This is a genomic window from Rhizobium sp. RAF56, assembly GCF_052113965.1.
Lineage (GTDB): Bacteria > Pseudomonadota > Alphaproteobacteria > Rhizobiales > Rhizobiaceae > Rhizobium.
On sequence record NZ_JBFRDU010000014.1, the window covers coordinates 37,954 to 64,034 of the forward strand.

Genomic DNA, 26,081 nt, shown 5'->3' on the forward strand with positions numbered 1-26,081 from the left:
GCATTCCTCATGAGCTTCGCCGCATTCGAATCCGAAATCGCCAAGGTCAACGACATCTTGTGCGCTGTTAACATGCTGACCTGGGATGCCCGCACGATGATGCCGGTGGCCGGAACCGAGGCGCGCGGCAAGCAGATATCGACGCTCGTCGGGCTTGCCCGCGATCTGGCAACGGGCGATGCTATGCAGCGGGCGATCGAAACCGCTCGCGCCGAGCTAAAGGGATTGCCGGCAAGCGATGAGCGCTGCGTTGCGGTCGAACAGGCAGACGCGGCGATCGGCACGCTGTCGCGTATTCCAGCGTCGATCGTCGCAGCTGCCGCCGAGCTGAAGACACGGGCTCACGCCGCCTGGGGGGCCGCGCGTGCCGCCAACGATTTCGCCGCCTTCGCACCGCTTCTCGAACGCACGATGGAAATGCAGCGCGAGATCGCCGGCGCCATCGGGTATAAAGAGCATCCCTACGACGCGCTGGTCGCGACCTACGAGCCTGGCATGACGTGGTCGCGGCTGTCGCTACTCTACGGCGACTTGCAGCGGTCGCTCCGCCCGCTTCTCGACGCGGCTAAACAAGCCCGCGTCCGCAGCGATATTCTCGAGCGCGCCTACCCAGTCGAAAAGCAACGAGCCTTTTCGAGCGCCATGTCGGCGCGCTTCGGCTACGACTTCGACCGCGGTCGCCTGGACGATACTGTCCATCCCTTCGAGATTTCCTTTACGCGCGCGGACGTACGCATCACCGGCCGTTTCCGCGAAACCTGGCTGCCCGCCGGCCTTTTCGCCGTCTGGCACGAGGCGGGCCACGGCATCTACGAACAGGGCGTTTCCGAACGCTTCTCACGCTCGACCTTCGCCACCGATTTCGTCAATCTCTATGCTGTCGGGGGCACAAGCTTCGGTATGCACGAGTCGCAGTCGCGACTCTGGGAGAACCGCGTCGGCCGCTCGCGGCGATTCTGGGAACTGCATTTCGATGAGTTGGCGGCCGCGTTTCCAGATCAGCTTTCCGACGTGTCGATCGATGACTTCTGGCGGGTCGTCAATGCGGCGCGGCCGAGCCACATCCGCGTCGAAGCCGACGAGTTGACCTATGATTTTCACATAATGCTACGTTCCGAAATCGAGGCCGGTCTAATGGCCGGCGACATCCGCGTCAACGACCTGCCGGCGGTCTGGCGCGAGAAAATGCAATCCTATCTCGGTCTCGACGTGCCGAACGACACGCTTGGCGTGCTGCAGGACATACATTGGTCCTCAGGCATGGTCGGCTCCTTTCCGACGTACACGGTGGGCAACATCATGTCGTCGCAACTGTTCGCTACCGCCCGGAAGGACCCATCGATCGCAAACGGCCTGGACGCAGGCGACTACCAGCCACTGAAATCTTGGCTGAACGACAAGGTCCACCAATATGGCCGTTCGAAGAGTCCAAGCGAAATCCTCATCGCAGCCACCGGCGCGGACCTGTCGACCGACGCCTACATCGCCGACCTGACGCAAAAAGTCGCCGAGCTGGGTGCATAGGAACGAATTTGACCGGCTACTTCGCCGCGACGATGGGCTGACCTCAGCCCATCAAAGATGCAATATCTACAGCGAACAAATGGTGACGATGAAGAGCGGTCAGGAAAAAGAACGCGGCCCCATTGGTGGTCAGTATTCCCGAAGCCCGCGTGCCTGGGCCTGGAGCTGTTTGAAGGCATCGTAGCGCTTTGCGTGAAGGGTGGCGATCCCGCCGCCGGCGGGCAGGTAAGTGCGGTCGAGGGTCGAAAGCGCCGCCATGGCCTCGCCAACGTTCGGGAACAGCCCGGCAGCGACGGCGCCCAGGATAGCCGCTCCGAGCAGCACGGGCTCCTCCGCCTTTGACGCAACCACCGGCTTGCCGCTCGTGTCGGCAAGAAGCTGGCGGACGAAATCATGCTGACCGGCGCCGCCACTGATCGCGACCTTTTCGATTTCAACACCGGTGTCGGCCTGCGTATCGATGATCTGTCTCAGCCCGTAGCCGATGCCGCAGACGCCGGCGACATAGAGCGAAACCAGGCTGTCGAGGTCTCTTTCCATGCCGAGGCCGACGATGACCGCGCGGGCATTGGGATCGGCGAAAGGGGCGCGATTGCCAAGGAACTCCGGGACGACGTGAAGGCCGGTCACAAGCCTCACCGCTTCTGAAGCACTGCCAGCCTTTTTCGCGGCCATGTCCGCGAGCAGAACAGGCAGCGCTACCCCCATGCGCTTCGAGGCTTCTCGCGCCTCACCGGCAGCGGGATGGAAGGACAGAAGATGATCTATCGCTGCGCCGGCAGCGCTCTGGCCGCCCTCGTTCAACCACATGCCCGGCACCATCGCCGAATAGTAGGGTCCCCACACTCCGGGAACGAATGCGGGTTCCATCGTCGACGTCATCGTGCACGACGAGGTTCCGAAGACGTAGGCAAGATTGCTTTGTGGTCCGGCTTCGATGCCGACCGTGCCGATCCCTCCTGCATGGGCGTCGATCAATCCTGCCGCAACGGCAGTGCCTGGATTAAGTCCAAGCTCACCGGCGGCGGCCGATGTGAGGCCCTGACCGACCGACGTGCCCGGCTCGACGATAACCTGCCCGATGCGGACGAAATCCTCGTCGGCCAGAGCGCCGAGACCGATCTGGTGGAAATAGTCGGCGTCCCAACGCCTCTCGTGGGCGAGATAGGTCCATTTGCACGTCACCGTGCAGGTCGAGCGGGCAAGATCGCCGGTCGCCCGCCAGGTCAGGAAGTCGGCGAGATCGAAGAACTGCCAGGCGGCGGCGAATATCTCCGGACGGTTTTCCTTCAGCCAGAGAAGCTTGGGCGTCTCCATCTCCGGCGAGATGCGACCGCCGACATAGCGGAGCACCTCGTGCCCGAGCGCGTTGATACGTTCCGCCTGGGGGACAGCACGGTGGTCCATCCACACGATGATGTTGCGCTCCGCATCTTCCGATGGTCCGACCGGAAGTGATGTGCCGCCCTTCCCGAGTACGACGAGCGAACAAGTGGCATCGAAGCCGAGACCTACCACCGAGGCCGGATCGACACCGGTCTTGAGCAGGACTTCACGCACCGCCGCGCACACCGCTGCCCAGATTTCCTCGCTCGACTGTTCGACCATCGCGCCGGCTTCGTGGAACAGGGTGATGTCCCGCTTGGCGGAGGCGAGCATGCGGCCGGTCAGATCGAACAAACCGGCACGGGCGCTGCCGGTGCCGACGTCAACGCCGATAACATGCTTTGTCCCCGCTGATGGCTTGCGTGATGTTTCGCTCATGGTCTTTCGCTTCAAATCGGCAAGGTTCGGGTGCTGCTGCATTCCAAAACGGAAAACGTCAAAGCTTAGAGATCCACGCTGTTCGGCAGGATCACCAAATCGCGGACCGTCACATTGCGCGGTCGTGTGAGCATGAAGAGGACGGCATCGGCCACTTCCTTGGGCTGCATCAGGCTGCCGTTCGCAAGCGCCTCTTCCATCTTGGCTTTCGGCCAATCGTCAAGCAGCGCCGTCACCACCGGGCCCGGCAGCACCGCGCCGACGCGAACGCCGTATTGCGCGACTTGCCGCCGCGTCGAGTGGACGAAGGCTTGAACGGCGAATTTCGAGGCCGTGTAAATCGGCTCCCAGACCACTGGCACGACACCCGCGATCGAACTTGTAAACAGGATGTCGCCAGACTTCTGTGCGATCATATGCGGCAGCACCGCATGGACGCATCGAAACGCCGCGTTGATGTTGAGATTGAGCACGCGGTCCCAGACGTCCGGATCGCCTTCGGCGACCGGTCCACCGATATAAGCGCCGGCGTTGGCATGGAAGATATCGAGTCCGCCCGCGGCCTCCAGAATGCGCGGCAGCATGCTTGAGACGTCTTTCGGGTCGAGAAGATCGACCACCATGGGCAACGCCCTCTCGCCCATCGCCTTGCAGAGAGACTCGAGCTTGTCCCTGGCTCGGTCGACGAGCACTACCATCGCGCCTTCGGCATGGAGGGTGCGGGCGCACTCAAGCCCGATGCCCGATGCGGCGCCGGTGATGGCGGCAACCTTGCCTTTCATGAGGTCAGTCATGATGAATACTCCATAGGAATCCCATTAGGCACGTCCGTGGCTGACACGCGAGCGGCGGGCCAGCGAGTCGACGATGACAGCGATTGCCAGAACCGCGCCGGTGATCATGTAGCGCAGGGACGAACTCAGATTGAGAAGGGTCAATCCGTTGGAAATCGCCTGGATGACGATGATGCCCAACACCGCGGAATAGGCGCTGCCGCGTCCGCCGAAGAGGCTCGTACCGCCGATGACCGCAGCCGCTATTGCGTTGAGGTTCACATCGCCAGTGCCTGCCTGTTGGCTGGACGAGGCAAGCCGCGAGGCAGACAGAATGCCGCCAATCGTCGCCAGCGTCGAGCAGAGCACGAAGGCGCTGAGATAGATACGGCGCACGTTGATACCGGCCCTTCGGGCTGCCTCTCTATTGCCACCGACAGCGAACATGGAACGTCCCCATTGGGTGCGTGTCAGCGCATAATTCAAAACAACTGCAAGGGCGACGAAAAGGCCGAACATCCACGGTACGCCGCGGCCTAGATTGAGGTAGTAGGCGGCGAATTCAAGCGCCGCGGTCAGGACGACCGCCTTGACGGCAAGCGCGCCGAGCGGCTGCGATGAGAGGTTCACGGTCTGGCGGTGGCGCCGGTTTCTCATGCCGTTCACGACAATCGCGATACCCGGCAGCAGCGCCAGCAGGTAGGACAGCCATCCAGGCATGACGAGGATCTGGCCAAAACGGACAAGCGGTGACGCGAACGGCAGGTTGATGCTGCCCGTCGGCCCCAGAATGTAGAGCTGCATTCCGAGCAGGGCGAGCAGGCCGGCTAGCGTGGAAACGAAGCTCGGCATACCGAGCCGGTTGAAGAGAAGGGCATAGAGAATGCCCACGATCAGGCCGGCGACGATCGCCGCCAATATCGCGACGGCTGCCGGCCAGCCCATGTTGACCCAGAGCACGCCGAGGATAGCGGAGGATAGGCCACTCATGGAGCCGACAGAAAGGTCGATCTCGCCGAGTAGCAGCACGCACACGATGCCGAGCGAAATAACGCCTACCGTGGCGCAATCGAACAGGAGGTTTACGAGGTTGTTCGGGGCGAGGAAGATGGGGTTGAGAAGCGAAAATACGGTCGAGATAACGATCAGACCGACGGCGACGGGCAGCATACCAAGGTCGCCGGACCGCACACGATCGAAGAAAGCCCTGACCATGCCGAGGATATTGTCGTCATTCCGGACGCGTTCATCACTGCGGTCGAGTGCGGCGGCCGGTTTGCTCAGGGGGCCGGGTATCTTCTGGGTCATGCCGGTCTCCCGCTGGTTTCGCTTGCCACGCCGGTCTTGCGCTCGATCCGCCGGGAGACGGCGTTTTCAGTCGCGCCGGTGATCGCGGCGATCAGGTCGTGGTTGGAGGCGTCAGGGGTGAAGACGCCGCTGTTGCGGCCGAGTCTCAGCACAACGATGCGGTCCGCCACGGCCCGGACATCCTCCATGTTATGGCTGATGATGATCACCCCGAGACCGCGTTCGCGCACGCGCTCAATCAAGTTGAGGACTTCGGCCGTCTGCGCGACTCCAAGCGCCGCGGTCGGCTCGTCAAGCATGATGATCTTGGGGTCGAGTATGAGTGAACGGGCAATTGCGACGGTCTGGCGCTGGCCACCCGAAAGTGACGCGATCGGCTCGCGCACGGATGGGATGCGCGCTGCAAGCTCGCGAAGCAGCGTCCAAGCGCGCACCTCCATCGCCACTTCGTCGAGGCCCCACGGCGAGAGTTCGTGGCCGAGGAAGAGGTTTGCGACGACGTCGAGGTTTTCGCAAAGCGCGAGATCCTGGAACACGGTCGCGATGCCGAGTTCCAGGGCCGCTCTCGGACTATCGAGCGTGACGTTGTGACCGCAGAATTCAATCGTGCCCGAGGATGCGTGATGCACACCCGCAAGGATCTTGATAAGCGTTGACTTCCCGGCGCCGTTGTCGCCGACCAAGGCCACCACTTCCCCGGCCTTAACCTCAAGCTCAATATCGGTCAGCGCCGAAACGGCTCCGAAATTTTTGGAAACATTGCTCAGCCGGAGGATCGTTTGTCCTTTCGCCGGCATATCTATGACGTCCCTAGTCATGGCTGCAGCCCTTCTTGTCGCGGGTTCATCCGGCCGCGACGAGCGCGGCCGGATGACACAAGTGCGATTTTAGTTGGTGATGCCGAGTTTCTTGCAGCCCTCGGCGTATTCGCCGGTGCAAATCTGGTCGGGCGTCTGGATCTTCTTGTCGAAAATCTCGGCCTTGATGTTTTCGGCCGTAACGACTGCAGGGATGAACAATTCGGACGGCGTCTTGTAAAGCGTCGTCTTAGCCGCGGGCGTTTCACCCTTGATCATCTGCACTGCCACGTTGGCAGCGGCCGCGGCAACGATTTCAGAGGGCTTCGAAATCGTGTTGTACTGATCGCCCGAGATGATGAGTTGAAGAGCCGCGATGGTGGCATCATTGCCCGTCACTGTCGGAACCGGCTTCACACCGGCCGCCTTGAAGGCAGCGATCGCACCGCCGGCAGTGCCGTCATTGGCGGCAACGACGCCCTTGATATCATTGCCGAAGCGGGTGATTTGGCCGGCCGCCCATTCCTGCGCCTTCGGCGGAGCCCATTCCGGCGTGTCATATTCGGCGAGCGTCGTGTAAGCCGATTCCTTGAGGCCACGATGAACGCCGTCGCGGATGAGGCCAGCGGCAGCATCGGTCGGCGAACCGTTGATTTCCAGAACCCCTGCGCCATCGGGGACGCCCGAGGCCTTCAGATGCTCGACCAGCGACTTGGCAATGGCATAGCCGATGCCTTCGTTGTCGAAGGAAACGTAATAGTCGGCCGGCTTGTCCGGGATTGGACGGTCATAGGCAATGACCTTTACACCCTGCGACTGTGCGATCTCGACCAGGCCGGCCGCCGCAGCGGAATCGACGGGATCGAGAACGATAACCTTCGCGCCCTGTGCAATCACCGAATTGAACTGCTGCTGCTGCAGCGAGGCGTCGGCGTTGGCGTTCTGGTAGATCACCGTGCACTTCGGGCAAAGTTTTGCCATCTCGGCCTTGAAGCCTGGGAAGTCGTGTTGCTCATAGCGGGTTGATGCCTGGTCGGGCATCAGGAAAGCGACGGTGGCGGCCTCCTGAGCCGAAGCCATGCCAGAAAACCCCATGACGAGTGTCGCCGAGGCCATGAGCACGTTGCGATAATTCATTTTCTCCTCCTTGGTGTGATCGAAAGACAGGTCCAGCCATTGCCGGAAGTCACCACGGTCGACCTCGCTCGTTGACGTTTCCCGCCGAAAACGACGCACAAAACGCCTCCTGCAAAAGGGCACTCCTCCCCGTAGCTTCTTAGAAACAACCTCCCTGCGTCGGCTCGAAGCCAACTTATATCATCGATTGCGCATCTATGCTCAATCGATGAAGCAAGAATTGCCACTACTCTCCATTGATGTCAAGTTACCGTCAAAATGGAGATGGATTCCTGTGAGCCGCCTAAGGCAGACTAAGAGGACAACGATCTACGATCTTGCGGAGTTGGCCGGCACATCCGCGAGCGCCGTCAGCGCCGTGCTCAACGGCAACTGGAAGAAACGCCGGATCAGCAGCCAGCTCGCCGAGAAGATCACGCGGATTGCGGAAGAACAGGGCTACGCCCTTAACATGCAGGCGAGCCTGTTGAGGCGCGAGAAATCGCACATCATTGGCATGATCGTTCCGAAGTACGACAACCGTTATTTCGGCTCGATTGTCGAACTCTTCGAGGAAATGGCCCGCGCGAGAGGTCTGTTTCCGATCATCACCTGCACTCGCCGCGACCCCCAACTCGAGGTCGAGGCCGCCCGCACGATGCTCTCCTACCAGGTCGAATGCCTCATCGCGACAGGAGCGACCGATCCCGACCGGATTACCGAAATCTGCGCGGCAGCCGGCGTGCGCAGCTTTAATCTCGACCTGCCGGGCGCGCTCGCACCATCGGTCATCTCCGACAATTTCGCGGGCGCGCGGGAATTGACCCGCCGGATCCTGTTCAACTGCGAGCAGAGACTGGGGAAAAAGGAGCCGCTTCTATTCGTCGGCGGCCGGGGCAGCGACCACAATACGTCCGAGCGCATACGCGGCTTCCGACAAGCCCATGCGGAACTGGGGGTTACAGTCGTCGAAGACCATATCCTCGCCTGCGGCTACGCGCCCGAGAAAGCGGAAAAGGCATTGGACGAGCTTGCCGTTCGCAGCAAAACCCTGGCCAAGGGAATGTTCGTCAATTCAACGATATCGCTGGAAGGCGTGATGCGGTGGATCCGGCGCTCCGGTCACCTCGACGATCGCAATCTCGTGCTGGGCTGCTTCGACTGGGATCCATTCGTCTCACTGCTTGGCAACAGCATTGAAATGGTGCGCCAAGATGTTCCGGGTATGCTGAAAACAGTCTTCGAGATCATCGAATCGGGATCAAGCAAGCCGGTGCTCATCCAGGTGCCGCCCCTTATTCCCGAGACCGAGACGAGTTAGGGTGCAAGATGACGATAGACGGGTCCGATCACGTGAGGAGCGTCTGTGATCTTTATGTCGCAGGGACCGCCACGGCAATGAACCCCTGCGTTTCTGTTTCGGTGTGTTCGCTGACATCCGCTCGCTCAACCTCGTAGAACGCGCAGCTTTGACCCGAGTGGGCTTTCGGCGCGTTAGTGTCGAATGTCCGAGCGTCATGGAGTAGTCATTGCTCAGGTATGCATGTCTGGCTTTGTCGACGGCAAACAATAGCCAGCATCGATCTCAACCAGGTCGCTGCGAGCAAAATCGAAAGTTTCCTCTTTCTCCGTGTCTTCCTGCTATCATGAAGCCGGGGAGATGGTCCTATGAGCGAGCGACGCAAGCTAGCCGCCATCCTGGCCGCCGACGTGGTCGGGTACAGCCGGCTCGCTGGCGCGGATGAAGATCGTATTCTGGCGAGGTTGCGGGCACTGCGCAGCGACCTGATCGATCCGACCATTGCCGTGCATAACGGACGCGTGATCAAGCGCACCGGGGATGGAGCGCTGGTCGAGTTCCGCAGTGTGGTGGACGCCGTGCGCTGCGCCATGGAGGTGCAGAACGGTATGATCGAGCGCAATGCCGGCGTGCCGCAGGACCGACGCATCGAGTTCCGGATCGGCATCCATTTGGGCGACGTAGTAGAGGAAAGCGACGGCGACCTCATGGGCGACGGCGTCAACATCGCATCGCGCCTGGAGGGCGTCGCGGCACCTGGCGCTATCTGCCTCTCCGAAGACGCTTATCGCCAGGTCAAAGCGCGGCTCGACCTTTCTGTCAGCGATCTCGGCAACACCCAGCTCAAGAACATCGCCGAGCCGATCCGGGTCTATTCGCTGCGGGTCGGCACCGCGGCTCAAGAAACGGCAGCGGCGACCTCAGGACTTCAGCCCGCTCTGGCTTCGACAGCGCCGCCCCCGAAGCTATCGATCGCCGTGCTCCCCTTCTCCAACATGAGTGGCGATGTCGAGCAGGAGTATTTCGCCGACGGGATCTCCGAGGATACCATCACGGCTCTCTCAAAGCTGCCGCAGTTGTTCGTGATTGCCCGCAATTCATCCTTCACTTTCAAGGGCAAGAACGTGAATGTTCAAGAAGTGGGCCGGAGCCTTGGCGTGCGCTATGTGCTGGAAGGCAGCGTCCGCAAGTCCGGCAACAGGGTACGCATCACCGCGCAGTTGATCGACGCGACCACGGGAGGACATCTGTGGGCGGAGCGTTTCGATCGCGACCTCACCGACATCTTTGCCGTGCAGGACGACGTGACGCAGCACATTGTCGATGCGCTCGCGCTTAACCTGACGGAGGGTGATCAGCGGCGGATCGCGACCGAGCATACCGACAATTTGGAAGCATATGACTGCTTTCTGCGCGGCCGAGAACAGCTGTGGCGATTCACGAGAGAGCAAAACACCCAAGGCCGGGAACTCTTGCAACGCGCCATCGAACTGGACCCAAAATTCGCTTCCGCCCACGCGATCCTCGCTATCGCGCACGGGCTGGACTACATAAACCGATGGAGCGCATCCCCGTCGACATCAATGCATCAAGCGGAAAAGTTTGCGACACTCGCAGTGGCGCTCGATGATCGAAATCCTTACGCGCATTGGGCGCTGGGCATCGTCAATCTGCATTTGCGACGGCACGACATGGCCATCCGCGAGGCCGAGCGCTCCATCTCGCTTGCTCCAAATCTCGCGGAGGGGCACGAAAGCCTCGGCAGTACCCTGCACTATTCGGGAAGGTCCGCGGAAGCGCTTGACTGTTTCGATCGGGCAATGGCCCTGAACCCGTATTATCCCGACTTGTGGCTGCATTTCCAGGCACTAGCGATGTTCCAGTTGGAGCGCTACGAGGATGCGGTCGTTTCCCTCAAGCGGCGACTTGTTCGTAACCCAGACACCGACGTCTCACGCGTGCTTCTGGCTGCGAGCTACGGCCACTTAGGCCGCTTCGACGAAGCACAGGTGGAGTGGCAGGAAGTGTTTCGGATCAATCCTGATTATTCTCTGGAATACCGCCGCAAAGTGCTGCCTTACAAGAACCCTTCCGATTTCGAGCGCGTGGTCGACGGGCTTCGCAAGGCTGGCCTCGTGTAGCTACCAGATCAGGCGACTACAGACGGGCGTTTGGGTTGAAACCGGTTCGCGCCTCCATTGAGCCTGACCCTATTCCGTTGGGTCGTCAGCCGCATCCCCGTTTCCTTTTACGTGCCATTTTTTTGTTCGGGGATGTCAAAGTGGTCACCTTACCATTGCGAAGGAGTCCTAAGCGGCGCGTCAGAGTTTGGGTGATCAATCAAGCCGAAAAACTGGGACCACACGCCGCCGCCGGGAGGAGCTGTGCGGCAGGTGCCCGTCCCAGCCGAGTTACTTGATCAGCCGTCCATTCGGACATGCTACGCTAGTTTTCGTCGAGATTGGCCAAGCACTTCAACCAACCTTCGGTAATCGACTCCGAGGCTGGAAAGGAAATGATCCAAGGTCTCTCATCAATTTCAAACCCGACAATCATCTCCTGGCCCGACTGGATAAACGCGTTGAATTTCAGTGTCGGAAGCTGGCTGGGCTCATCCCATCCTATCCCCAAAGTGTGGTCATCCAGCCGCTTGGCCGGTACAGATTGTCCGTTGAAACTAATAGAGGTTTCGGCCATAGCTTCGCTAAGGCTCCACGTGCTCCTCTTGAAGCTCATGACCGCGCCACTCTTGAATATTGAGTAAGTAAATGTCCTTCCGCCGGAGTCCCAGCGCATCAGACACTGGATTTTCCGAGTGACCTCATCGGTGTACTGACCAACTGTCCAGTCCCGGCGATTACTGCCCATCAACGCGACAGCACCCCATGCGTTCGAAGCCATCAGGTATATCGAAAACGTCAGGTAAAGGAATCTTGTCATTGCACGGCCTTATCGGGTCAACTTGCGTTTCGCATATCCATCGGTTGTATGATCGTTTGATGGCAAGAAACATTTTCGGTGCAGTCGTCCTGAACTCGATCTCTTGATCGGAGTGGGTTGCGTTTGCCCTTTTCCGGTCTCGGGTTAATCCGGGCACTCGCAGGGCAAATTTCCAACTGAGAGATAATCCACCCGGGGCTCGCTCAAGACGCAATGGAGAGAAGGCAGTCGCTTCTGCTGGGCGACCTCACCGTCCAAATACGTCAACCGAAAAAGAGGTTGCGAAGTCGGCTATCGCAGCCGACCGTTGCGATGGCATCCATAGCGATGGAAGAAATAATGTCGCTCGCGCTCAGGTTTCGTCCTTCAACGTTTCTTTCTGCGTAATCAGGCGGGCTGAGTGATGTCCGGTGAGAAAAACATAGAGCCAGCTCAAGGCAACGGCGAATCGGCTTCGCGATCCAATCAGGAAGTAGACGTGTGCGAGACCCCATATCCACCACGCGATCCATCCCGTTAATCGAATCCGACCGAAGTCAATAACGGCTGCGCTCGGTCCGATCGTCGCGAGATTTCCCAAGTGCCTATAGTTGAAAGGACCTGGGGCTCTCTTGCCTGTCAAACGCGCTCTGATAACCGAGGCGACGTATTGTCCTTGCTGCTTAGCCGCAGGCGCGATACCCGGCACCATACTGCCATTTTTGGCTTTCACTGACGCCGTATCGCCGACAACGAAAATCTCAGGATGGCCAGGAACGCTGAGGTCTGGTTCAACGATGGCGCGACCGGCGCGATCTGCAGGCGTTCCGATCCATTCCGCTACTTTCGAAGCCTGAACCCCGGCAGCCCAGATTGCTGTTTTGCTCGGAATGCAGGTTTGGCCCACCGTCACATCAGCATCTGTTATTGATGTCACCGGATTTCCAGTGAGAACCGTCACCCCCATCTTCGTCAGCGTCCGCGTCGCGTACTCGGAAAGCTCGGGCGGGAAAACTGGCAGTATTCGCGGGCCTGCTTCGATGAGGAGAATTCTTGCCTCTCGTGTGTCTATCGACCTAAACTCTTTGAATAACGTGTGATGTGAAAGCTGAGCAATGATACCCGCCAGTTCCACGCCCGTGGGTCCCGCCCCGATGATGCTGAAAGTCAGATACGCCTTTCGCAAATCTGGATCTGTCTCCAGTTCCGCGCGTTCGAAAGCGATCAGAACTCGCCGACGAATTGTTGTTGCATCTTCAAGGGTCTTTAGACCGGGTGCGAATGGCTCCCACTCGTCCCGACCGAAATAGGCATGTCGCGCACCGGTGGCGAGAACCAAGGTGTCATACGAAATGCTCTTGCCATCCTGAAGGCGAACACACCTCTCGTGGACGTCCACGCCGACTACCTCACCCAGTATCGTCGAGACATCCGGTCTATCCCGAAAGAGCGAGCGGATTGGCCATGCAATCTCGGAAGTCGCCAGAACGGTCGTTGCAACTTGATAAAGCAACGGCTGAAACAAGTGATGGTTTCTGCGGTCGATGATGGTGATTTGCGTGGCGGGAGCCCTAAGACTCTTGGCGAGCTGCAGTCCGGCAAAACCGGCCCCGACGACAACGATACGGTGATCCGACATTTTTCTCCGTGACTCGATTCAATATTCCCGAGGAAGAACCAGTGAACGAATACGCCCCTCAAGTGCCAGAAAAATTGCGCTGTATCCAGCGGCTCCCAGCACAAGCCGTCCCAGGCCCTATGGAGACATCCGGCACGACCTGATGACTGGAGTGCCGGTCGGCGAACAGATTGCCGGCTGCCCTCTAGGTGAACGAACCTGACTCAGAGTTAACCTGACATCTTCGCCAAAAGACGATAATTGTGCCGCCAACATCGCACATCAAGACTTGGCATTGTGAATTGGATCTACGCTGCATGCGCAAACGATACCGTCTCCTCGGCATATTCCTGGCAATTGCATCGCCGGCCTATGCTCAACTCGAGTCACCGCCAGTTTTGGCGCCGCTGCAACAGCAGGCGCAAGCCGCTCGTTTGAGCGCGCAGTTTCTCACGCGCTTTGGCTATAGATCCGTTCCGCTTGACGATGCCTTGTCCGCCAAGGTGATGAACCGCTTCATCAAGTCTCTAGATCCGGACCGAATGCTTTTCCTGCAGGCGGATATTGATAAGTTCATGGCTGACAGCGCCAAGATTGACGACGCGATCAACCGGGAAGACCTGCAGATCCCGTTTTCGATTTTCAATGTGTACGAGCAACGAGTTGTCGACCGCATGAATTATGCGCGCAACTTGCTTAAGCAGGACTTGGATTTCAGTGTGCAGGAAAGCTATTCTCCACTGCGCGAAAAGGATCCTTGGCCGCAATCAGTAGCCGAACGAGATGAGCTTTGGCGTAAACGCGTCAAAGCCGATTGGCTGCGGTTGAAACTGGCGCACAAAACTGACGCGGCGATTCGTGATACGCTCGACAAACGCTATGAGAACTCCTTAGAGCGCGCTTACAAGTACAAGAGCGACGACGTTTTCCAGTCGTTCATGGATGCCTATACAACGTCGCTTGATCCGCACACGGACTACTTTGGCGCGACCGCTTCGGCTGAATTCGATATCTCCATGAAGCTTTCACTGTTTGGTATCGGTGCTGTCTTGCAAGAGCGTGATGACTACACGACTGTTCGCGAGCTCGTGCCGGGTGGCCCAGCACAACTGTCCGGCAAGCTAGCGGTCGGAGACCGCATTGTCGGTGTTGGTCAAGGCGAGGACGGCGCAGTCAAGGAAGTGGTGGGCACGCGCCTTGATGAAATCGTGCAAATGATCCGAGGGGCAAAGGATTCTGTCGTCCGCTTGGATATCTTGCCGGCGGATGCGGGACCAGATGGCAGTCATCACCTCATCAGCCTGAAGCGCGATAAGATCAGCCTTGACAAACAAGCTGCCAAGAAGAGCATCTTGGAGACAAAGGATGGCGACGCCAGCCGCAAGATCGGCGTGATAACTCTGCCGACCTTCTACGAAGACTTCGAAGCACGGCGAAAAGGCGATCGGGATTATAGAAGTGCAAGCCGCGATGTCGCCAAGCTCCTCAATGAACTAAAGCAAGACAAGGTCGATGGCGTTCTGATTGATTTGCGCAACAACGGCGGCGGCTCCTTGGCCGAGGCTATTGATTTGGCAGGGCTGTTTGTCGGCAAAGGTCCGGTGCTTCAGCAACGCGATGCCGACGGTAAGGTCGAGGTGGAAAGCGATGATTTTCCCATGCCTGCCTGGACAGGCCCGGTAGGCGTGCTGATCAATCGCGGTTCGGCCTCGGCTTCCGAGATTTTTGCCGCAGCGATACAAGACTACGGCCGAGGTGTGATTATCGGCGAACCCAGTTTTGGAAAGGGCACTGTACAGACGGTAGTTGATCTTGACCATGTGGCCCACAACAGCAAACCGAAATTCGGCGAGCTGAAATTGACCGTTGCTCAGTTTTTCCGTGTGAATGGGGGTACGACCCAGCTTCGTGGCGTGACGCCTGATATCAGCTTACCTGGTCTTTCAGACCCCAATAGCTTTGGTGAGTCGAGTTATGACAACGCTCTGCCGTGGACACAGATCAAGCCTGCAAAATACGCGGTCTCCAGCAAGACAACCGCAGTGCTGCCGCAACTGCAGAGCCGCCATGATGTTCGGGTGAAGCACGATCCGGATTTCCAGCGTTTCTTGGAAGAGATAACCGAGCTGAGGGCGCAGCGCGCGAAGAAGGTTATCTCCCTCAACCTGACCGACCGTCGAAATGAGTTGGCTGCCCAGGCAAATCGTCTCAAGGGGAGCGATCAGATAGGCGACGGCGTGGACCTTGGTGAAGACGATGGTCTGCAAGCCAACGAGCGTAGCCTGAGTGCAGACATTGCCATTGAAAATGCTCGAAAAAATGCCAAAGACGTCTTGTTGAAGGAAGCAGCCGCCATTGTTGCCGATGAGGCGGCGTTGCAGGCTGGCGTCCCAGGGGCCGCGACACAACTATCGGGGAGCACCGAGAAAAAATAATAGGGGCACGGATCGCGTCGAGTGCCCATCGATGGTCGCCGAAAGGCTTCGAAGGCCGCGTGATCATCGGGATATCGCCTGCTTCGGCGCCGACCGCAAATATATTCGCCGGCGCCACCTGAACCAAGCAAGGTCGAGATGGTCTCGGGCAAAGGTGCCAGGCACGAGCCCAAGCATATGGGCTGCGTCGGGCATGGCATGCTGATCGAGTAGTCGCGAGCGGCAATCACGCCGGCTTTTTCGTCACGTCGAGCCTTGCCGGCCCGAACGCCGCGACCAAATCTTTACCTACTAGGGATTTACTTTGGCCCGGCCGGAACCATCCTCCTTTAAGCATCTCCTTCGCAGCAGGTGCGTCATGAAAGGATGCGAAATGCCGAAGATCAGAACAATTGCCATCGCATCGGCGGTGGCGCTTGGAAGCGCAGTTTCGTCCCTTGCCGGCGATTATCACCATCACGGTGACGGTGCGCTGGCCGGCTTTAGCGCAGGAGCAATAGTAGGCGGCTTGATCGCCGACCAACCTCGCTACGGCGGCAACTACTACCAAGGTGGCTACGTTGGCGGATATCCCACAACCGGATACTACACGGGCCCCAGGTATTATGGACGCTACGTAACGCCGACGTATTATGGGCCTCATCGAACCTATGCTTACCGTCACGGCTACTATGGCAACGGTTACCGCCATTGAGACCGTAATGATCCCGTCGCCGACCAAGGACGAGCCCTCCGATGCGGCGGCGTTGCAGGCGCGTTGCGTGTCGTTTGACGAAACCGTTGGCGCAATGGTCACCGATCACACAAGCGCCGCAATGCTGCGGAGCTTGGACAGAGTGATTCAATGGGAGATGAGAATAATGCGACGCACCATTCTTGCTGCTGGAACCTGTGCTTGCATTTTCGGGGCAAGCATTGTCTTGGCCCCGATGCAGGTCGGTACCGCGTTCGTAGGAACAGCGCTTGCGAAGGACGGAGGCGGCGGCAACGGTAATGGGGGAGGCAATGGCGGTGGGAACGGGCACGGAGGCGGCGAAGGCCACGGCAATTCCGGCAGCCACGGTAACGGCAGCTCCAGCCACGGTAACTCCAGCCACGGCAACTCCAGCAACGCCAAGTCCAGTCACGGCAACTCCAGCCACCCCAAGTCCAGCCACGCCAAATCCAGCCACAGCAATTTCAGCCATGCCAAGTCCAGCATGGCGAAGGGTACGGATGACCATAAGCATGTGCATGCGGTGAGGGAAACGGTCGACTACGCCAATGACGACGTCTATGGACTCGGAGCCTTGAACGCCGCTCATGCTTCGCCAAACGCCCGAGCGCATGCTGCCCCCAATTCGTCGGTGGGCAAGATCGCTGCCTATGAGCGTAGCCGTGATGCTGCCCTGGCTATTTCCGATCCAGTGGCGCGCGCCGATGCGCTTGATGCGGCGGTTGCCCGATTGGAAGATGATTTCGGGCGCGCACTGACGGACGCCCAGGTCGACCGGGTGAACGACCTGTTGGATGCAAAGTCCGGCATGACGACGCGTACGGATGACGATGAGCATGCGGTCAGGCAAACGGTCGATTACGACGCCAATGACGACGGCTATGGACTTGGGGCATTGAACGCCGCGCACGCTTCGCCAAACGCCCGTGCCCATGCTGCCCCCAATTCGTCCGTGGGCAAGATCGCCGCGTATGAACGTAGCCGTGATGCTGCCCTGGCTATTTCCGATCCGGCGGCGCGCGCCGATGCGCTTGATGATGCGGTTGCCCGATTGGAAGATGATTTCGGGCGCCCACTGACGGACGCCCAGGTCGACCGGGTCAACGACCTGTTGGATGCACGCCATTAGTCTTGCCGTATGGCGGAGGGTTGGCGAAAGCGAATCCCTGGGCTTGACGGGGATGTCAGGCCCAGGGGCGGAAAAGGTTGCTGAGCCAATTGAGCACGTCGCGCGGTTGCTGGCGCTCGCCTGGATGTTCTGATGGAAGAGTGGTCGCTGCTTTGGAGGCGCGAAAGTGCGTTAAGGTACGAGGCAGAAATTTCGGTTCATGATGCCGGCATTGTGGCCGACAGCGGAAGCTGGATCTCGTACGATATCGGGGCCTGCCTTCGTTCTCACCTTGTAATTGTACTTCTCATCCCCATATCTGTTAAAGTAGCAGCTGCTGCACGGGTGCTGCTTCCAGGGCGGTAGTGCCGCCCTAGCCCCAAGTATCGGGGACGCGATGTCTTCCACCCTAAGAATTCCCCGCCATGGACACGCATCCCGATACCTTCGCCGGTTTCGGTATGTGGATTTAATCATCAAATCGACCCCGCTGATATGCATGGCTTTTTTAGTCTATGTCATATTCCAAGGCACGTTCTGGTAGCGGCTGAGGTGCGTGCAGATCCCAATGCGTTCAATAAGCACAGCGTGACCAATTCAATAAAACATGAGGTTTCCCCATGACAGAACGCACCACGGAATCTGAAATCACCTTTTCTCACCCCTTCGTTTTGAGTTCTCTGGTAATGCCGCTTGATCCTGGCACCTATCGCCTCCTGGTGGATGAAGAACTGATCGAAGGGCTCTCATTCGCCGCCTACAAAAGAACCGGAACGCATCTCGAAATACCGGCGTTAGGGATTGATATCGGCACCAGGCAATTGCTGCTGGTTCATCCGCATGAACTGGAGGCGGCGCTGCACAAGGACGCTGAGGGCGGTGAGCCGCTGAGCGTCAACGCATAACCGTCTTCACCGGACCGATGCCAAAAGGCTTCGTAGCGCTATTTGGCTACATTAGGGAGCGGTCACGGATTCGTTTCTTGCTACCTTGTCACGGCGGCGCATTGTAAACTTCTAATTGCCGATCGCAGCCGACCGCAACGAACAGAAGTTATCTCTTCTCATCATCGCTTTCACTTTAACGGAGGGCAGCCGATGACCGGCCGCTTCCACGAAGAATCTGTGCAGCCATCTCGTGCCGCAGCGAACTGAACGGTGAAACCACACAAGGAGATCAAAAATCATGACCGCTACCAATGCCCATAAATATGTCCCTGCGAAATTGGCAAGAGTTTGGAACATCAGTGATTTCGCTAAGCGCTTCAGGCTCGATCAATTTGAAGAAAAACGGCTGCTGAAGCTCCTTGGCCCAACGGCGACAGAGCGCCAGCTTCTAATGAACGCGGGCAGACGCCCCTTATAGGCCGCCGTGCGCGGCAGGAGATATATAATGAAGAAGGCACCAGCAAACATCGAAAGCTATAAAGCGGGAGCCAAGGCATGTGGCGATGCCGGGCAGCAAAAGTCGACCAACCCGCATCCACCCCAGACGGCGAGAGCACGGACTTGGGACAACGGCTATCTCGATCAGCAGAAACTCCATGCGAACCGCGATGGAGAACTGTCTCGTGAACGCGCAACGCTGCACCTTCCAAAAATGAAGGACTGAAAGCGATGTCCCACAACCCCGAGGAGCAGCGAACCACGCTAAGACGCGTTCTTAGGCGCGCCGACTACGCTACGTCCGAAATGGAAGCTGCCGAAGGTCACTCACATCAGGCGGAAACCCTCATCATCCGTAGGATTGAAGCAGCAACCATCCCGACCAACAACTATCCAGTGTCCAGACGTCAAAAGCTGAGCTCAGATTCCGCTGCTCTTGCAGCGTGGGAGAATGAAGGAGGCTCAATGCGTGCATCCAAGCGAAAACCTGGCAATCACCATCCGCGCTTCGCAACGGTCCTGCTGGCACACGTTGTTCAAAGTAAGTGAAGGACCGTCTTGGTCGGTTGCAAGTGCCAGATGGCGGCCGCCGCAACGTTGGGGTGAATAAGGCGGAGTACCACAATGCCGGTCGAAAAGCCTCTCCCGCTCGACGAGCATCAAAACACGCTTGCCGCATTCTGGACAGAGTCCCCCGAGGCGCTGAGCGCGCGACTTCACTGCGGCCTTGACGGTCTGACACAGCAGGAAGCCGAAAGCCGCCTTGTCGAATTTGGTCCGAATAGCGACGCTGAGACCAAGGCTGACAGTATTCCTCGGGCGATCTTTCGCCGAATATTGGAACCGCTTTCTTTGATCCTGTTGATCGCCGGCATCGTTTCCGCCGTGACGGGCGATCTACCGGGAGGCCTGATCATCCTGGCGATCCTTGGGCTTTCCATCGGTTTGGACACTGTTCAGGAGGGACACGCCGTCAAGGCGGCGGAGGTTCTTCGGCATTCGGTGGCGCTCAGGGCCGAGGTCAAGCGCGGCGGCGTATTTATGCCGATCGAAGTCGGCAAGGTCGTGCCTGGGGATGTCGTTCGGGTGCGGGCCGGCGACATCATACCCGCCGATGGGGTACTTCTCGACAGCGCGGCTTTTACCGCCAGCGAGGCCGCCCTCACGGGGGAACCCTACCCTGTCGAAAAACGGGTGGGGACGGTCACTGCGACAACTCCCGGCGAGGCCTCGAATGCTTTGTTTCGTGGTGCCGTGGCACAAACCGGCGAAGCGATAGCGCTGGTTATCGGCACCGGCAGGCAGACGGTATTCGGCGCCGCCGCTGCAGCACTTGCCGAAGGTCAGGAACTATCGCCATTTCAGCGCGATTTGCACCAATACGCGCTCGTCGTCGCCCGTCTCACCCTGGTTCTGGTCGTTATTGTTCTCACAGCGCGGGTTCTCCTGGGGGAGCCGGTCGTGGATTCGCTGCTGTTTGCCGTCGCACTCGCCGTTGGCCTTACGCCCGAACTTCTGCCGATGATCACGACCGTCACGCTGTCGCGCGGCGCCATCCGGATGGCGCAGCGCAAGGTCATCGTCAAACGCTTGGCGTCCATCCACGATCTCGGCGCGATGTCGATACTGTGCACGGACAAGACGGGAACGCTGACCTCGGCGGAGATCACGCTTGCCGGCAGCCTCGATCCTGACGGCGGCAATAGTCCACGTCCCGCCCTGATCGGTGCCATTGCCGCCAATCTCGGCGGAGATCGCGGCTCGCTCGACGCAGCCTTGATAAAAGGAAGCGTCGGAGCCACGGAAGGCTGGACGCTTGCCGGTCGTCACGCCTTTGATTTCGTCAGACGGCTCGGTTCCGTCCTTGCGGTTGGTCCGGAGGCACCGCTGTTGATCGTCAAGGGCGCACCGGAAGCGGTCCTGGCCCTCTGCACGCACCAACAGGCCCATCCGGCCATTGCCATCATGGGCGACAAGGAGCGCGGCGAAGCGTTGGATCGGGTGCATTCCCTCGCCGAACAGGGAATGCGCGCGATCGCCGTTGCCTCCCGGCCATGGCAGGCTGCGACCAGAAACGTCGAGGCCACCGACGAAACGGAGTTGACCTTCGAGGGGCTGTGCGCCTTTGCCGATCCTCCCAAGCCAACGGCGGCCGCCGCGATCGCCCGGCTGGCCGCTGCGGGTGTCCGGCTGAAGATCCTTTCGGGCGATGACCCTATCGTTGTGAAACGCCTGGCAGGCCTCGTGGGCCTGGAAGCCGGAAAGGTTCTGTCCGGCACCGATATTTCGGCGATGAGCGACGATGCGCTGGCGATCCAGGTTCGGTCGATAGACGCCTTCGGTCGGCTGGCGCCGGATCAGAAATCCCGGATCGTCAGGGCGCTGCAGGCAAAGGGAGACGTCGTCGGTTTCCTTGGCGACGGCATCAACGATGCTCCGGCTCTGAAAGTGGCGGACATCGGGCTTTCGGTCGATGGGGCAACTGGCGTCGCTCAGGCCGCGGCCGACATGATCCTGCTTGCCCCGGACCTGGAGGTGGTGGCAGCGGGCGTCGAGGAAGGGCGCAGAACCTTTGCGAATATACTCAAATATGTGCGCATGGGAGCCAGCTCAAATTTCGGCAATATGCTGTCGATGGCGGTTGGCTCGATGGTCCTGCCATTTCTCCCGATGTTGCCGATCCAGATACTCCTGAACAATCTCCTTTACGATCTATCCGAGGTCGGCATCCCCTTCGATAGCGTGCGCGCCGAGGCCATGGCCCGGCCGCAAGTGTGGGATATGAGCGGTCTCATTCGTTTCGCGGCCATCATGGGGCCACTATCGTCCCTGTTCGACTTTCTGACGTTCGGGCTCCTGCTCTTGGTGTTCAGAGCTGCGCGGGAAGAATTCCAGACAACCTGGTTTATGGAGTCGATGGCCACGCAGATTCTGGTGATTTTCATCATCCGAACAAACGGCCGCCCATGGCGGGATCTACCGCGGCCGGCGCTCGCCGCATCCTCCTTGCTGGCCCTCGCCGCAGCTATGGTTATGCCCTTTACGCCGATCGGGCGATGGTTCGGCTTCGTCGTCCCGCCCTTGCCGGTGCTCGCGGGCATCGGCAGTCTCGTCGTCATCTACCTCGTTTTGGCCGAGCTATTGAAGTATTGGGCCGTCAGCGACAGGCCGGTTAAAACCTCGACAAGACGTTCTCACACCTGACTGACGCAAGGAACACTCTCAATAAGCTGCCTTGATCCGAGTGAGTCTTGGGCGATCCGTCTCCTGGAACAATAGACAGCGCGGCGTCAGGGGTGACGGTGAGCTGGCGCAATCGTCATGATCACCATTCTCGTCCCCCCCTCGCCATGGGCGCCGATCAGACGGCTTTCCCCAACGCAAGCTGGCAAGCCTGGGCCAGAGCGGAGTTGGGTTCGGTGGTGCCGAGCGGCGTCGCCCAGCCAGCCTTCGAAATGACGTCTCCGCGACTGTATGATCCGGCCGCCTTCAAATCGGCCATGATTTTCGCCGAGGCAGGATCAGCCTTTGAACGCTCGAGGCAATAGGGCGTCAAAGCGGCAGCGACCGCCGAACTCATCCCAACGGCAGCCATTTTGGTCGCGCTGGATTGAGTTTGCCAGCCGCCCCAGGTGAAGCCCACAAAAGCCAAGGCTACAGCTCCGCACACCGCACCCCAGAGTGCAGGTTTAATCCAGACAGGCGATGTCATGGTTTTTTCCGATCTCACAAGAGCAATCGCGCGTCATCGCGCGAAAGTCAAATAATATAGCACTATTTTATGCTTCATGCAGCTTTATTTTTATTTTGGCAAGCTTGGGGAATTATCTAATCTTCGTCCTACATATACTTAACGGAAACGATTTTCATTGGAGAAATAAAATCGATCGCTGCAGTTTTTACTTACGCGGGGGGATGGATGCCACCTGGAGAGCTTCGGCGTGTCCTCCCGAGTCATAGCTAATTCAAGACGTTAGCTCCTGTCACTGTCGCCACACCTTGGAGGATCACGATGATCAAGTTACCCAGGAGCCGGATCGTTCTCGCCTCGATCGTAATCCTTGAGGTATGCGTGATACTGCTTGTCGTCGGCTCGATCGGAATGGCCATGTTGCAGAGCGGCTGGCTCTAGCCTACGGCCTCGCGCTGCACGGTCAAAAAAATAGGGAGTGATGTCGCGTTGCGATCGGCCGGCATGGCGCGTCTCGAGCGCAATCTGGAGAGAAACTGACCAGCCGTTGGCCAAAACGGTTCGCGCAAGCCATTAATATTCCTAACTCTTTGAGAGAGTTGGGAATATTGGCATTTATGGCAGGAAAAAATGGTGGTGATTCCAGTCCAGCGCGAACCAGTCTCCGAAAGCCATTTCCCTGCTAAGCACTGATTTACAGGGATATTTCGCTAAAATCAGCTCGATCCTGGTTCTCGCCAGCGAAAAATGTTTATTTATCAGACACTTGCGAAAGAATTCCCTAAGAAAGTAAACAGGGAAATCCCGCCCCGATACAACGAATTCCGAATTAGGACTAGCGTATTACTCACTTGAAAACTGGCAATCTCTCCAGCCGTCGAGACCGATCCGTCAGCGCTTCCAGGCCGTCATCCTTGTAGCGATTGAAAATCTTGTAGCCGGTCTTGCGAGAGATGCCGAATTCCCGGCACATATCGCTCATCCCTTCGCCCTCCAAAAGCCGGGCGACAAATCGAAGACGTTCCTCCATCACCGAAGTCTCTTCCCACGGCATCAACACCTCCCGCCAAAAAGCGAAAAGTGTTACCCATGCCCCCGGTACAAAACGTCACCTATCTCTCAGGTCGGTCACAATTAATACATTGAATTTATTCCGTTAATTTAATTGCGCGCGCTTTAGTTCGTGATGATCGGGTCACGTAAGCGGCACCAATAATATCAATCAAATCAGTGGCATGTTATTGAATGGCGAACCCGGTGGCATTGTCGCCGCGGGCGGATCACCCCCGCAGTCATTATCTTGCCGCTGGCGGTCTTGTCGGTTGGCGCTGAAGAACGTCAGTGGCATTCCATGCCTGAATGGCTGGGTGGGTTTGCCTCTCCCGCCTGATAATCTGCGCCAGCGTACCAGCCTGGCCGACGACGTCGAGATTGCTGATGCCGTAGGCCAGGATTTTCTTCAGGTGCATCACTCGTTCGACCTGGTAGAGGCGGTTGTTGCGTGGATTTCAGGCACCACCTGGCAAACCACGGCGAACGCGCGCCGCGGTCTTGCGGTCCGGTTGATGCCGGCTCGGTGCATTGTCAGGCAGTTGTGTACGGACACGTCACCGAGGCTCAAGGGGCAGCTCACCGCCCCAACCACGCCATCAGGCTCGGCCACAAAGTGGTTCGCGTGGAGTGCGTGCTCAAGAACACCCCCCCGGTGTGAACCGGGCAGATACTCCAGACAGCCGTTCTCCATCGTCGCCGGATCGAGCGGCACCCAGACAGTGCCACCGTGATGGGGGGGTGGACGGTAGGCGGCATCCTGGTGCCACGGAGTCACGTCGCCTCCGGAGGGTTTGAGGAAGCAGCGCCAACCGCAAAGGAGCTGCTCTTCTGAGACTTCGAAAAGGACCGACATAATCCGACGCGCCTCGCTGACAAGACGAGACGCGCGCAGTGTCGGTGCCTTCGCTTCCGGCGAGACGACGGTCACAAGAGGTTCAGACCTGTCGCTGGAGACACCGGCAGCGCCCGGACTGCGACCGGTCGCTCGTTTCACGGCTTCGTCAAAACTTACCGCCAGTTCCGCGACTTCGTCATGGGAGAGCAGACCGCGCAAAGTCACGAATCCATTGGCGCGGAAGAAGGTCGCCTCCTCGGGGGTGGGGCTTAGACCCTTAAACGAGCTCATGACGCCTCGCCGACAGCGTATCCAAGTATGAACTCAGCCACCGATGACTCCTCCCAGAAGGCCGTGCCGGCTGCGGCGGCGAAGCACTCGGCGTCGCCTCCGCCAATCGCGCATGGGGCGAGGCCCATGGCTGTGGCCACCAGGCACATGGTCTGGAGGAGACCCCCGGCGTCCTTCAGCAGGTTGGCATAGCCGATCCCTTCGTACTTCCACAGACTGCGCGCGAAACGAGCGGCCACAACAATCAGGACGGGCGGGCTCTCCACGACGCCGGCTGCACTGCGGGCGCCAGCGAGCAATTGATCGAGGCGGGAGGGATCGGCCGCGAGCGCCACCAGCCCATGGCTAGCAGGCTCATAGCGGTAAAGTCCTCGCTCGAGGTCCCCGCAGCGGTGGGCGACAACGTAGACCTCGAGGGGATGACAACCGCCCGCGCCAGGATAGGGTCGCTTGATCGGCGTCAACTCTTCTGCGCCGCTCCCGATCGGATGCGGCGGTAGTCGGGTGTCACGCGCCGAACGATAGAGAAACTCCGACAGCACCGCCGTGTGGATGGGCTCGGGGCCGAACGTGCGCTGCGAGCGTCTGGCTTCGAGGACTGCCGTGAAAGATCTATCCGTCGCGGCGCACCTTGCCAGATCGGGCACCGGCAACGGCACAATGCGGCCCTCGACCGGGGCGACCGCGGGTGGCGCGGTGATCCGCCCGCGAAAGCGGCAGGTTGCGCCGTAGGCGAGATCCCTGCGGCCCAGGCGGCTGTGGACATGGAACATGGCGTCTTGGACCTCCCAGAGGGGAAGCCCGGAGGCCTCAGCGTCAACGTCGGTCTGGCTCGGGACCGCCAGCGCGCATGCGCCACGCAACAGGCCGAGGAAAGCGGCCGCCGTTTCCGCTGTGAGCCCGGTCGAGGCCGCGAGCTGGTCGACCGTTCTGGGAAGCGCAAGTCCAGCGACCGCGGCGGCCAACCGAGGATCATGCAATTGGATGCGGGCGCGGCCAAGCGGCGACTCGAGCACGGTCACCCCATGCATCACGCGAAGCCAGGCGAACCGCGAAAGCGCCACCACATCGGAGGAACGAAACTGCGTGAGGAGGATGGTCGGCCCCGGCGCGAGCGCCGAAATCGTGGCCAAGGGATCGCCGGCGGCGGACAAGAGCGTGCAGCTCAGGCTCCCGTCGTCCAAAAACTTCTGGACCAGCAAAGACCAACGAGCGAGGGCTCGCATGCCTTCCCGTTGTCGGACGTCGCTCGCCACGTCTTCTTCGTCCACCCCGTCGGCCAACGACCGCGCGGCTTCGCGCAGCGCAGGCGTCAGGACGCCCAATGGGTAGGCCCAGACTTGCCAGTAGATGGTGACTGGATCCTCTGCAACGGAGCCGAACTCGATTCGAGCGCCTTCGGCGAGCTGCAGTTTGCGGCGCGGCGCGCCGCGATCGACTTGTGTCATG

21 protein-coding genes are annotated in these 26,081 nt (G+C 59.3%); 10 read left to right on the top strand and 11 right to left on the bottom strand.

The genetic code is table 11. The features are described 5' to 3' along the window. The first annotated feature begins 9 nt into the window (after window positions 1–9). A complete protein-coding gene (locus AB4048_RS13775) occupies window positions 10–1,524 on the top strand; it encodes a carboxypeptidase M32 (protein WP_442202532.1) in 1,515 nt (504 codons plus the stop codon). A gap of 129 nt (window positions 1,525–1,653) precedes the next feature. On the opposite strand, the gene AB4048_RS13780 is transcribed toward AB4048_RS13775, so the two are convergent. From AB4048_RS13780 to AB4048_RS13800, 5 genes are all read right to left on the bottom strand, one after another. Further along, entirely contained in the window at window positions 1,654–3,288 is a 1,635-nt protein-coding gene (locus AB4048_RS13780) for an FGGY-family carbohydrate kinase (protein ID WP_442202533.1), read from the bottom strand. 65 nt (window positions 3,289–3,353) lie between these two features. Further along, window positions 3,354–4,082, bottom strand: a complete 729-nt coding sequence (locus AB4048_RS13785; protein WP_442202534.1) for an SDR family oxidoreductase — start codon at window positions 4,080–4,082, stop codon at window positions 3,354–3,356. Between the two features lie 24 nt (window positions 4,083–4,106). Further along, complete coding sequence (locus AB4048_RS13790; RefSeq protein ID WP_442202535.1) at window positions 4,107–5,369, bottom strand: sugar ABC transporter permease; 1,263 nt, start codon at window positions 5,367–5,369, stop codon at window positions 4,107–4,109. Beyond that, a complete protein-coding gene (locus tag AB4048_RS13795; protein ID WP_442202536.1) occupies window positions 5,366–6,187 on the bottom strand; it encodes an ATP-binding cassette domain-containing protein in 822 nt (273 codons plus the stop codon). Before AB4048_RS13795 ends, AB4048_RS13790 begins: the two co-directional genes overlap by 4 nt. Window positions 6,188–6,256: 69 nt before the next feature. After that, on the bottom strand, window positions 6,257–7,282 hold the full coding sequence (locus AB4048_RS13800) for an ABC transporter substrate-binding protein (RefSeq protein ID WP_442202630.1): 1,026 nt from the start codon (window positions 7,280–7,282) through the stop codon (window positions 6,257–6,259). A 295-nt stretch (window positions 7,283–7,577) separates the two neighbouring features. On the opposite strand from AB4048_RS13800, the gene AB4048_RS13805 reads away from it, so the two are divergent. Then, entirely contained in the window at window positions 7,578–8,603 is a 1,026-nt protein-coding gene (locus tag AB4048_RS13805; protein WP_442202537.1) for a LacI family DNA-binding transcriptional regulator, read from the top strand. A 347-nt stretch (window positions 8,604–8,950) separates the two neighbouring features. Continuing rightward, window positions 8,951–10,723 carry an adenylate/guanylate cyclase domain-containing protein gene (locus tag AB4048_RS13810; protein ID WP_442202538.1) on the top strand — a complete coding sequence of 591 codons (1,773 nt, stop codon included), beginning with the start codon at window positions 8,951–8,953 and terminating at the stop codon, window positions 10,721–10,723. A gap of 304 nt (window positions 10,724–11,027) precedes the next feature. Here AB4048_RS13810 and AB4048_RS13815 read toward each other — a convergent pair whose 3' ends face one another. Together AB4048_RS13815 and AB4048_RS13820 are read right to left on the bottom strand one after the other, a co-directional pair. Continuing rightward, window positions 11,028–11,483, bottom strand: a complete 456-nt coding sequence (locus AB4048_RS13815) for a hypothetical protein (protein WP_442202539.1) — start codon at window positions 11,481–11,483, stop codon at window positions 11,028–11,030. Window positions 11,484–11,874: 391 nt separating this feature from the next. Continuing rightward, entirely contained in the window at window positions 11,875–13,140 is a 1,266-nt protein-coding gene (locus tag AB4048_RS13820) for an NAD(P)/FAD-dependent oxidoreductase (protein ID WP_442202540.1), read from the bottom strand. Between the two features lie 296 nt (window positions 13,141–13,436). On the opposite strand from AB4048_RS13820, the gene AB4048_RS13825 reads away from it, so the two are divergent. The 7 genes from AB4048_RS13825 to mgtA all read left to right on the top strand — a co-directional run bounded on the left by AB4048_RS13825 (window position 13,437) and on the right by mgtA (window position 21,966). Further along, window positions 13,437–15,554, top strand: coding sequence for a carboxy terminal-processing peptidase (locus AB4048_RS13825; RefSeq protein WP_442202541.1), 2,118 nt, complete (start codon window positions 13,437–13,439; stop codon window positions 15,552–15,554). Between the two features lie 373 nt (window positions 15,555–15,927). Further along, on the top strand, window positions 15,928–16,248 hold the full coding sequence (locus tag AB4048_RS13830) for a hypothetical protein (protein ID WP_442202542.1): 321 nt from the start codon (window positions 15,928–15,930) through the stop codon (window positions 16,246–16,248). Between the two features lie 7 nt (window positions 16,249–16,255). Next, window positions 16,256–17,398, top strand: a complete 1,143-nt coding sequence (locus AB4048_RS13835; RefSeq protein WP_442202543.1) for a hypothetical protein — start codon at window positions 16,256–16,258, stop codon at window positions 17,396–17,398. Window positions 17,399–17,997: 599 nt separating this feature from the next. Beyond that, window positions 17,998–18,282 (top strand): hypothetical protein, encoded by a 285-nt coding sequence (locus tag AB4048_RS13840; RefSeq protein ID WP_442202544.1) that lies wholly within the window; start codon window positions 17,998–18,000, stop codon window positions 18,280–18,282. Between the two features lie 280 nt (window positions 18,283–18,562). After that, complete coding sequence (locus AB4048_RS13845) at window positions 18,563–18,742, top strand: hypothetical protein (protein WP_442202545.1); 180 nt, start codon at window positions 18,563–18,565, stop codon at window positions 18,740–18,742. 27 nt (window positions 18,743–18,769) lie between these two features. Then, window positions 18,770–18,988, top strand: coding sequence for a hypothetical protein (locus tag AB4048_RS13850; protein WP_442202546.1), 219 nt, complete (start codon window positions 18,770–18,772; stop codon window positions 18,986–18,988). Window positions 18,989–19,386: 398 nt separating this feature from the next. Next, entirely contained in the window at window positions 19,387–21,966 is a 2,580-nt protein-coding gene (gene mgtA, locus AB4048_RS13855) for a magnesium-translocating P-type ATPase (protein WP_442202547.1), read from the top strand. A 157-nt stretch (window positions 21,967–22,123) separates the two neighbouring features. Here the strand turns inward: mgtA and AB4048_RS13860 are convergent, their stop codons facing one another. From AB4048_RS13860 to AB4048_RS13875, 4 genes are all read right to left on the bottom strand, one after another. After that, window positions 22,124–22,474 carry a hypothetical protein gene (locus AB4048_RS13860; RefSeq protein WP_442202548.1) on the bottom strand — a complete coding sequence of 117 codons (351 nt, stop codon included), beginning with the start codon at window positions 22,472–22,474 and terminating at the stop codon, window positions 22,124–22,126. An 826-nt stretch (window positions 22,475–23,300) separates the two neighbouring features. Then, a complete protein-coding gene (locus AB4048_RS13865; protein ID WP_442202549.1) occupies window positions 23,301–23,507 on the bottom strand; it encodes a helix-turn-helix domain-containing protein in 207 nt (68 codons plus the stop codon). A 414-nt stretch (window positions 23,508–23,921) separates the two neighbouring features. Next, entirely contained in the window at window positions 23,922–24,632 is a 711-nt protein-coding gene (locus AB4048_RS13870) for a phytanoyl-CoA dioxygenase family protein (RefSeq protein ID WP_442202550.1), read from the bottom strand. Continuing rightward, the gene (locus AB4048_RS13875; protein ID WP_442202551.1) at window positions 24,629–26,080 is read right to left on the bottom strand and encodes a SagB/ThcOx family dehydrogenase; all 1,452 of its coding nucleotides are present in this window, start codon (window positions 26,078–26,080) and stop codon (window positions 24,629–24,631) included. Before AB4048_RS13875 ends, AB4048_RS13870 begins: the two co-directional genes overlap by 4 nt. Between the last annotated feature and the right edge of the window lies 1 nt (window position 26,081).

Bases quoted from the DNA above. Each gene is read 5' to 3' on its own strand.
- AB4048_RS13830 (WP_442202542.1), top strand. From the start codon at position 15,928: ATGCCGAAGATCAGAACAATTGCCATCGCATCGGCGGTGGCGCTTGGA.
- AB4048_RS13780 (WP_442202533.1), bottom strand. From the start codon at position 3,288: ATGAGCGAAACATCACGCAAGCCATCAGCGGGGACAAAGCATGTTATC.
- AB4048_RS13815 (WP_442202539.1), bottom strand. From the start codon at position 11,483: ATGGCTTCGAACGCATGGGGTGCTGTCGCGTTGATGGGCAGTAATCGC.
- AB4048_RS13795 (WP_442202536.1), bottom strand. From the start codon at position 6,187: ATGACTAGGGACGTCATAGATATGCCGGCGAAAGGACAAACGATCCTC.
- AB4048_RS13840 (WP_442202544.1), top strand. From the start codon at position 17,998: ATGACAGAACGCACCACGGAATCTGAAATCACCTTTTCTCACCCCTTC.
- AB4048_RS13825 (WP_442202541.1), top strand. From the start codon at position 13,437: ATGCGCAAACGATACCGTCTCCTCGGCATATTCCTGGCAATTGCATCG.
- AB4048_RS13860 (WP_442202548.1), bottom strand. From the start codon at position 22,474: ATGACATCGCCTGTCTGGATTAAACCTGCACTCTGGGGTGCGGTGTGC.
- AB4048_RS13810 (WP_442202538.1), top strand. From the start codon at position 8,951: ATGAGCGAGCGACGCAAGCTAGCCGCCATCCTGGCCGCCGACGTGGTC.
- AB4048_RS13850 (WP_442202546.1), top strand. From the start codon at position 18,770: ATGAAGAAGGCACCAGCAAACATCGAAAGCTATAAAGCGGGAGCCAAG.
- AB4048_RS13845 (WP_442202545.1), top strand. From the start codon at position 18,563: ATGACCGCTACCAATGCCCATAAATATGTCCCTGCGAAATTGGCAAGA.
- AB4048_RS13870 (WP_442202550.1), bottom strand. From the start codon at position 24,632: ATGAGCTCGTTTAAGGGTCTAAGCCCCACCCCCGAGGAGGCGACCTTC.
- AB4048_RS13790 (WP_442202535.1), bottom strand. From the start codon at position 5,369: ATGACCCAGAAGATACCCGGCCCCCTGAGCAAACCGGCCGCCGCACTC.
- mgtA (WP_442202547.1), top strand. From the start codon at position 19,387: ATGCCGGTCGAAAAGCCTCTCCCGCTCGACGAGCATCAAAACACGCTT.
- AB4048_RS13820 (WP_442202540.1), bottom strand. From the start codon at position 13,140: ATGTCGGATCACCGTATCGTTGTCGTCGGGGCCGGTTTTGCCGGACTG.
- AB4048_RS13835 (WP_442202543.1), top strand. From the start codon at position 16,256: ATGATCCCGTCGCCGACCAAGGACGAGCCCTCCGATGCGGCGGCGTTG.
- AB4048_RS13785 (WP_442202534.1), bottom strand. From the start codon at position 4,082: ATGACTGACCTCATGAAAGGCAAGGTTGCCGCCATCACCGGCGCCGCA.
- AB4048_RS13775 (WP_442202532.1), top strand. From the start codon at position 10: ATGAGCTTCGCCGCATTCGAATCCGAAATCGCCAAGGTCAACGACATC.
- AB4048_RS13875 (WP_442202551.1), bottom strand. From the start codon at position 26,080: ATGACACAAGTCGATCGCGGCGCGCCGCGCCGCAAACTGCAGCTCGCC.
- AB4048_RS13800 (WP_442202630.1), bottom strand. From the start codon at position 7,282: ATGGCCTCGGCGACACTCGTCATGGGGTTTTCTGGCATGGCTTCGGCT.
- AB4048_RS13865 (WP_442202549.1), bottom strand. From the start codon at position 23,507: ATGCCGTGGGAAGAGACTTCGGTGATGGAGGAACGTCTTCGATTTGTC.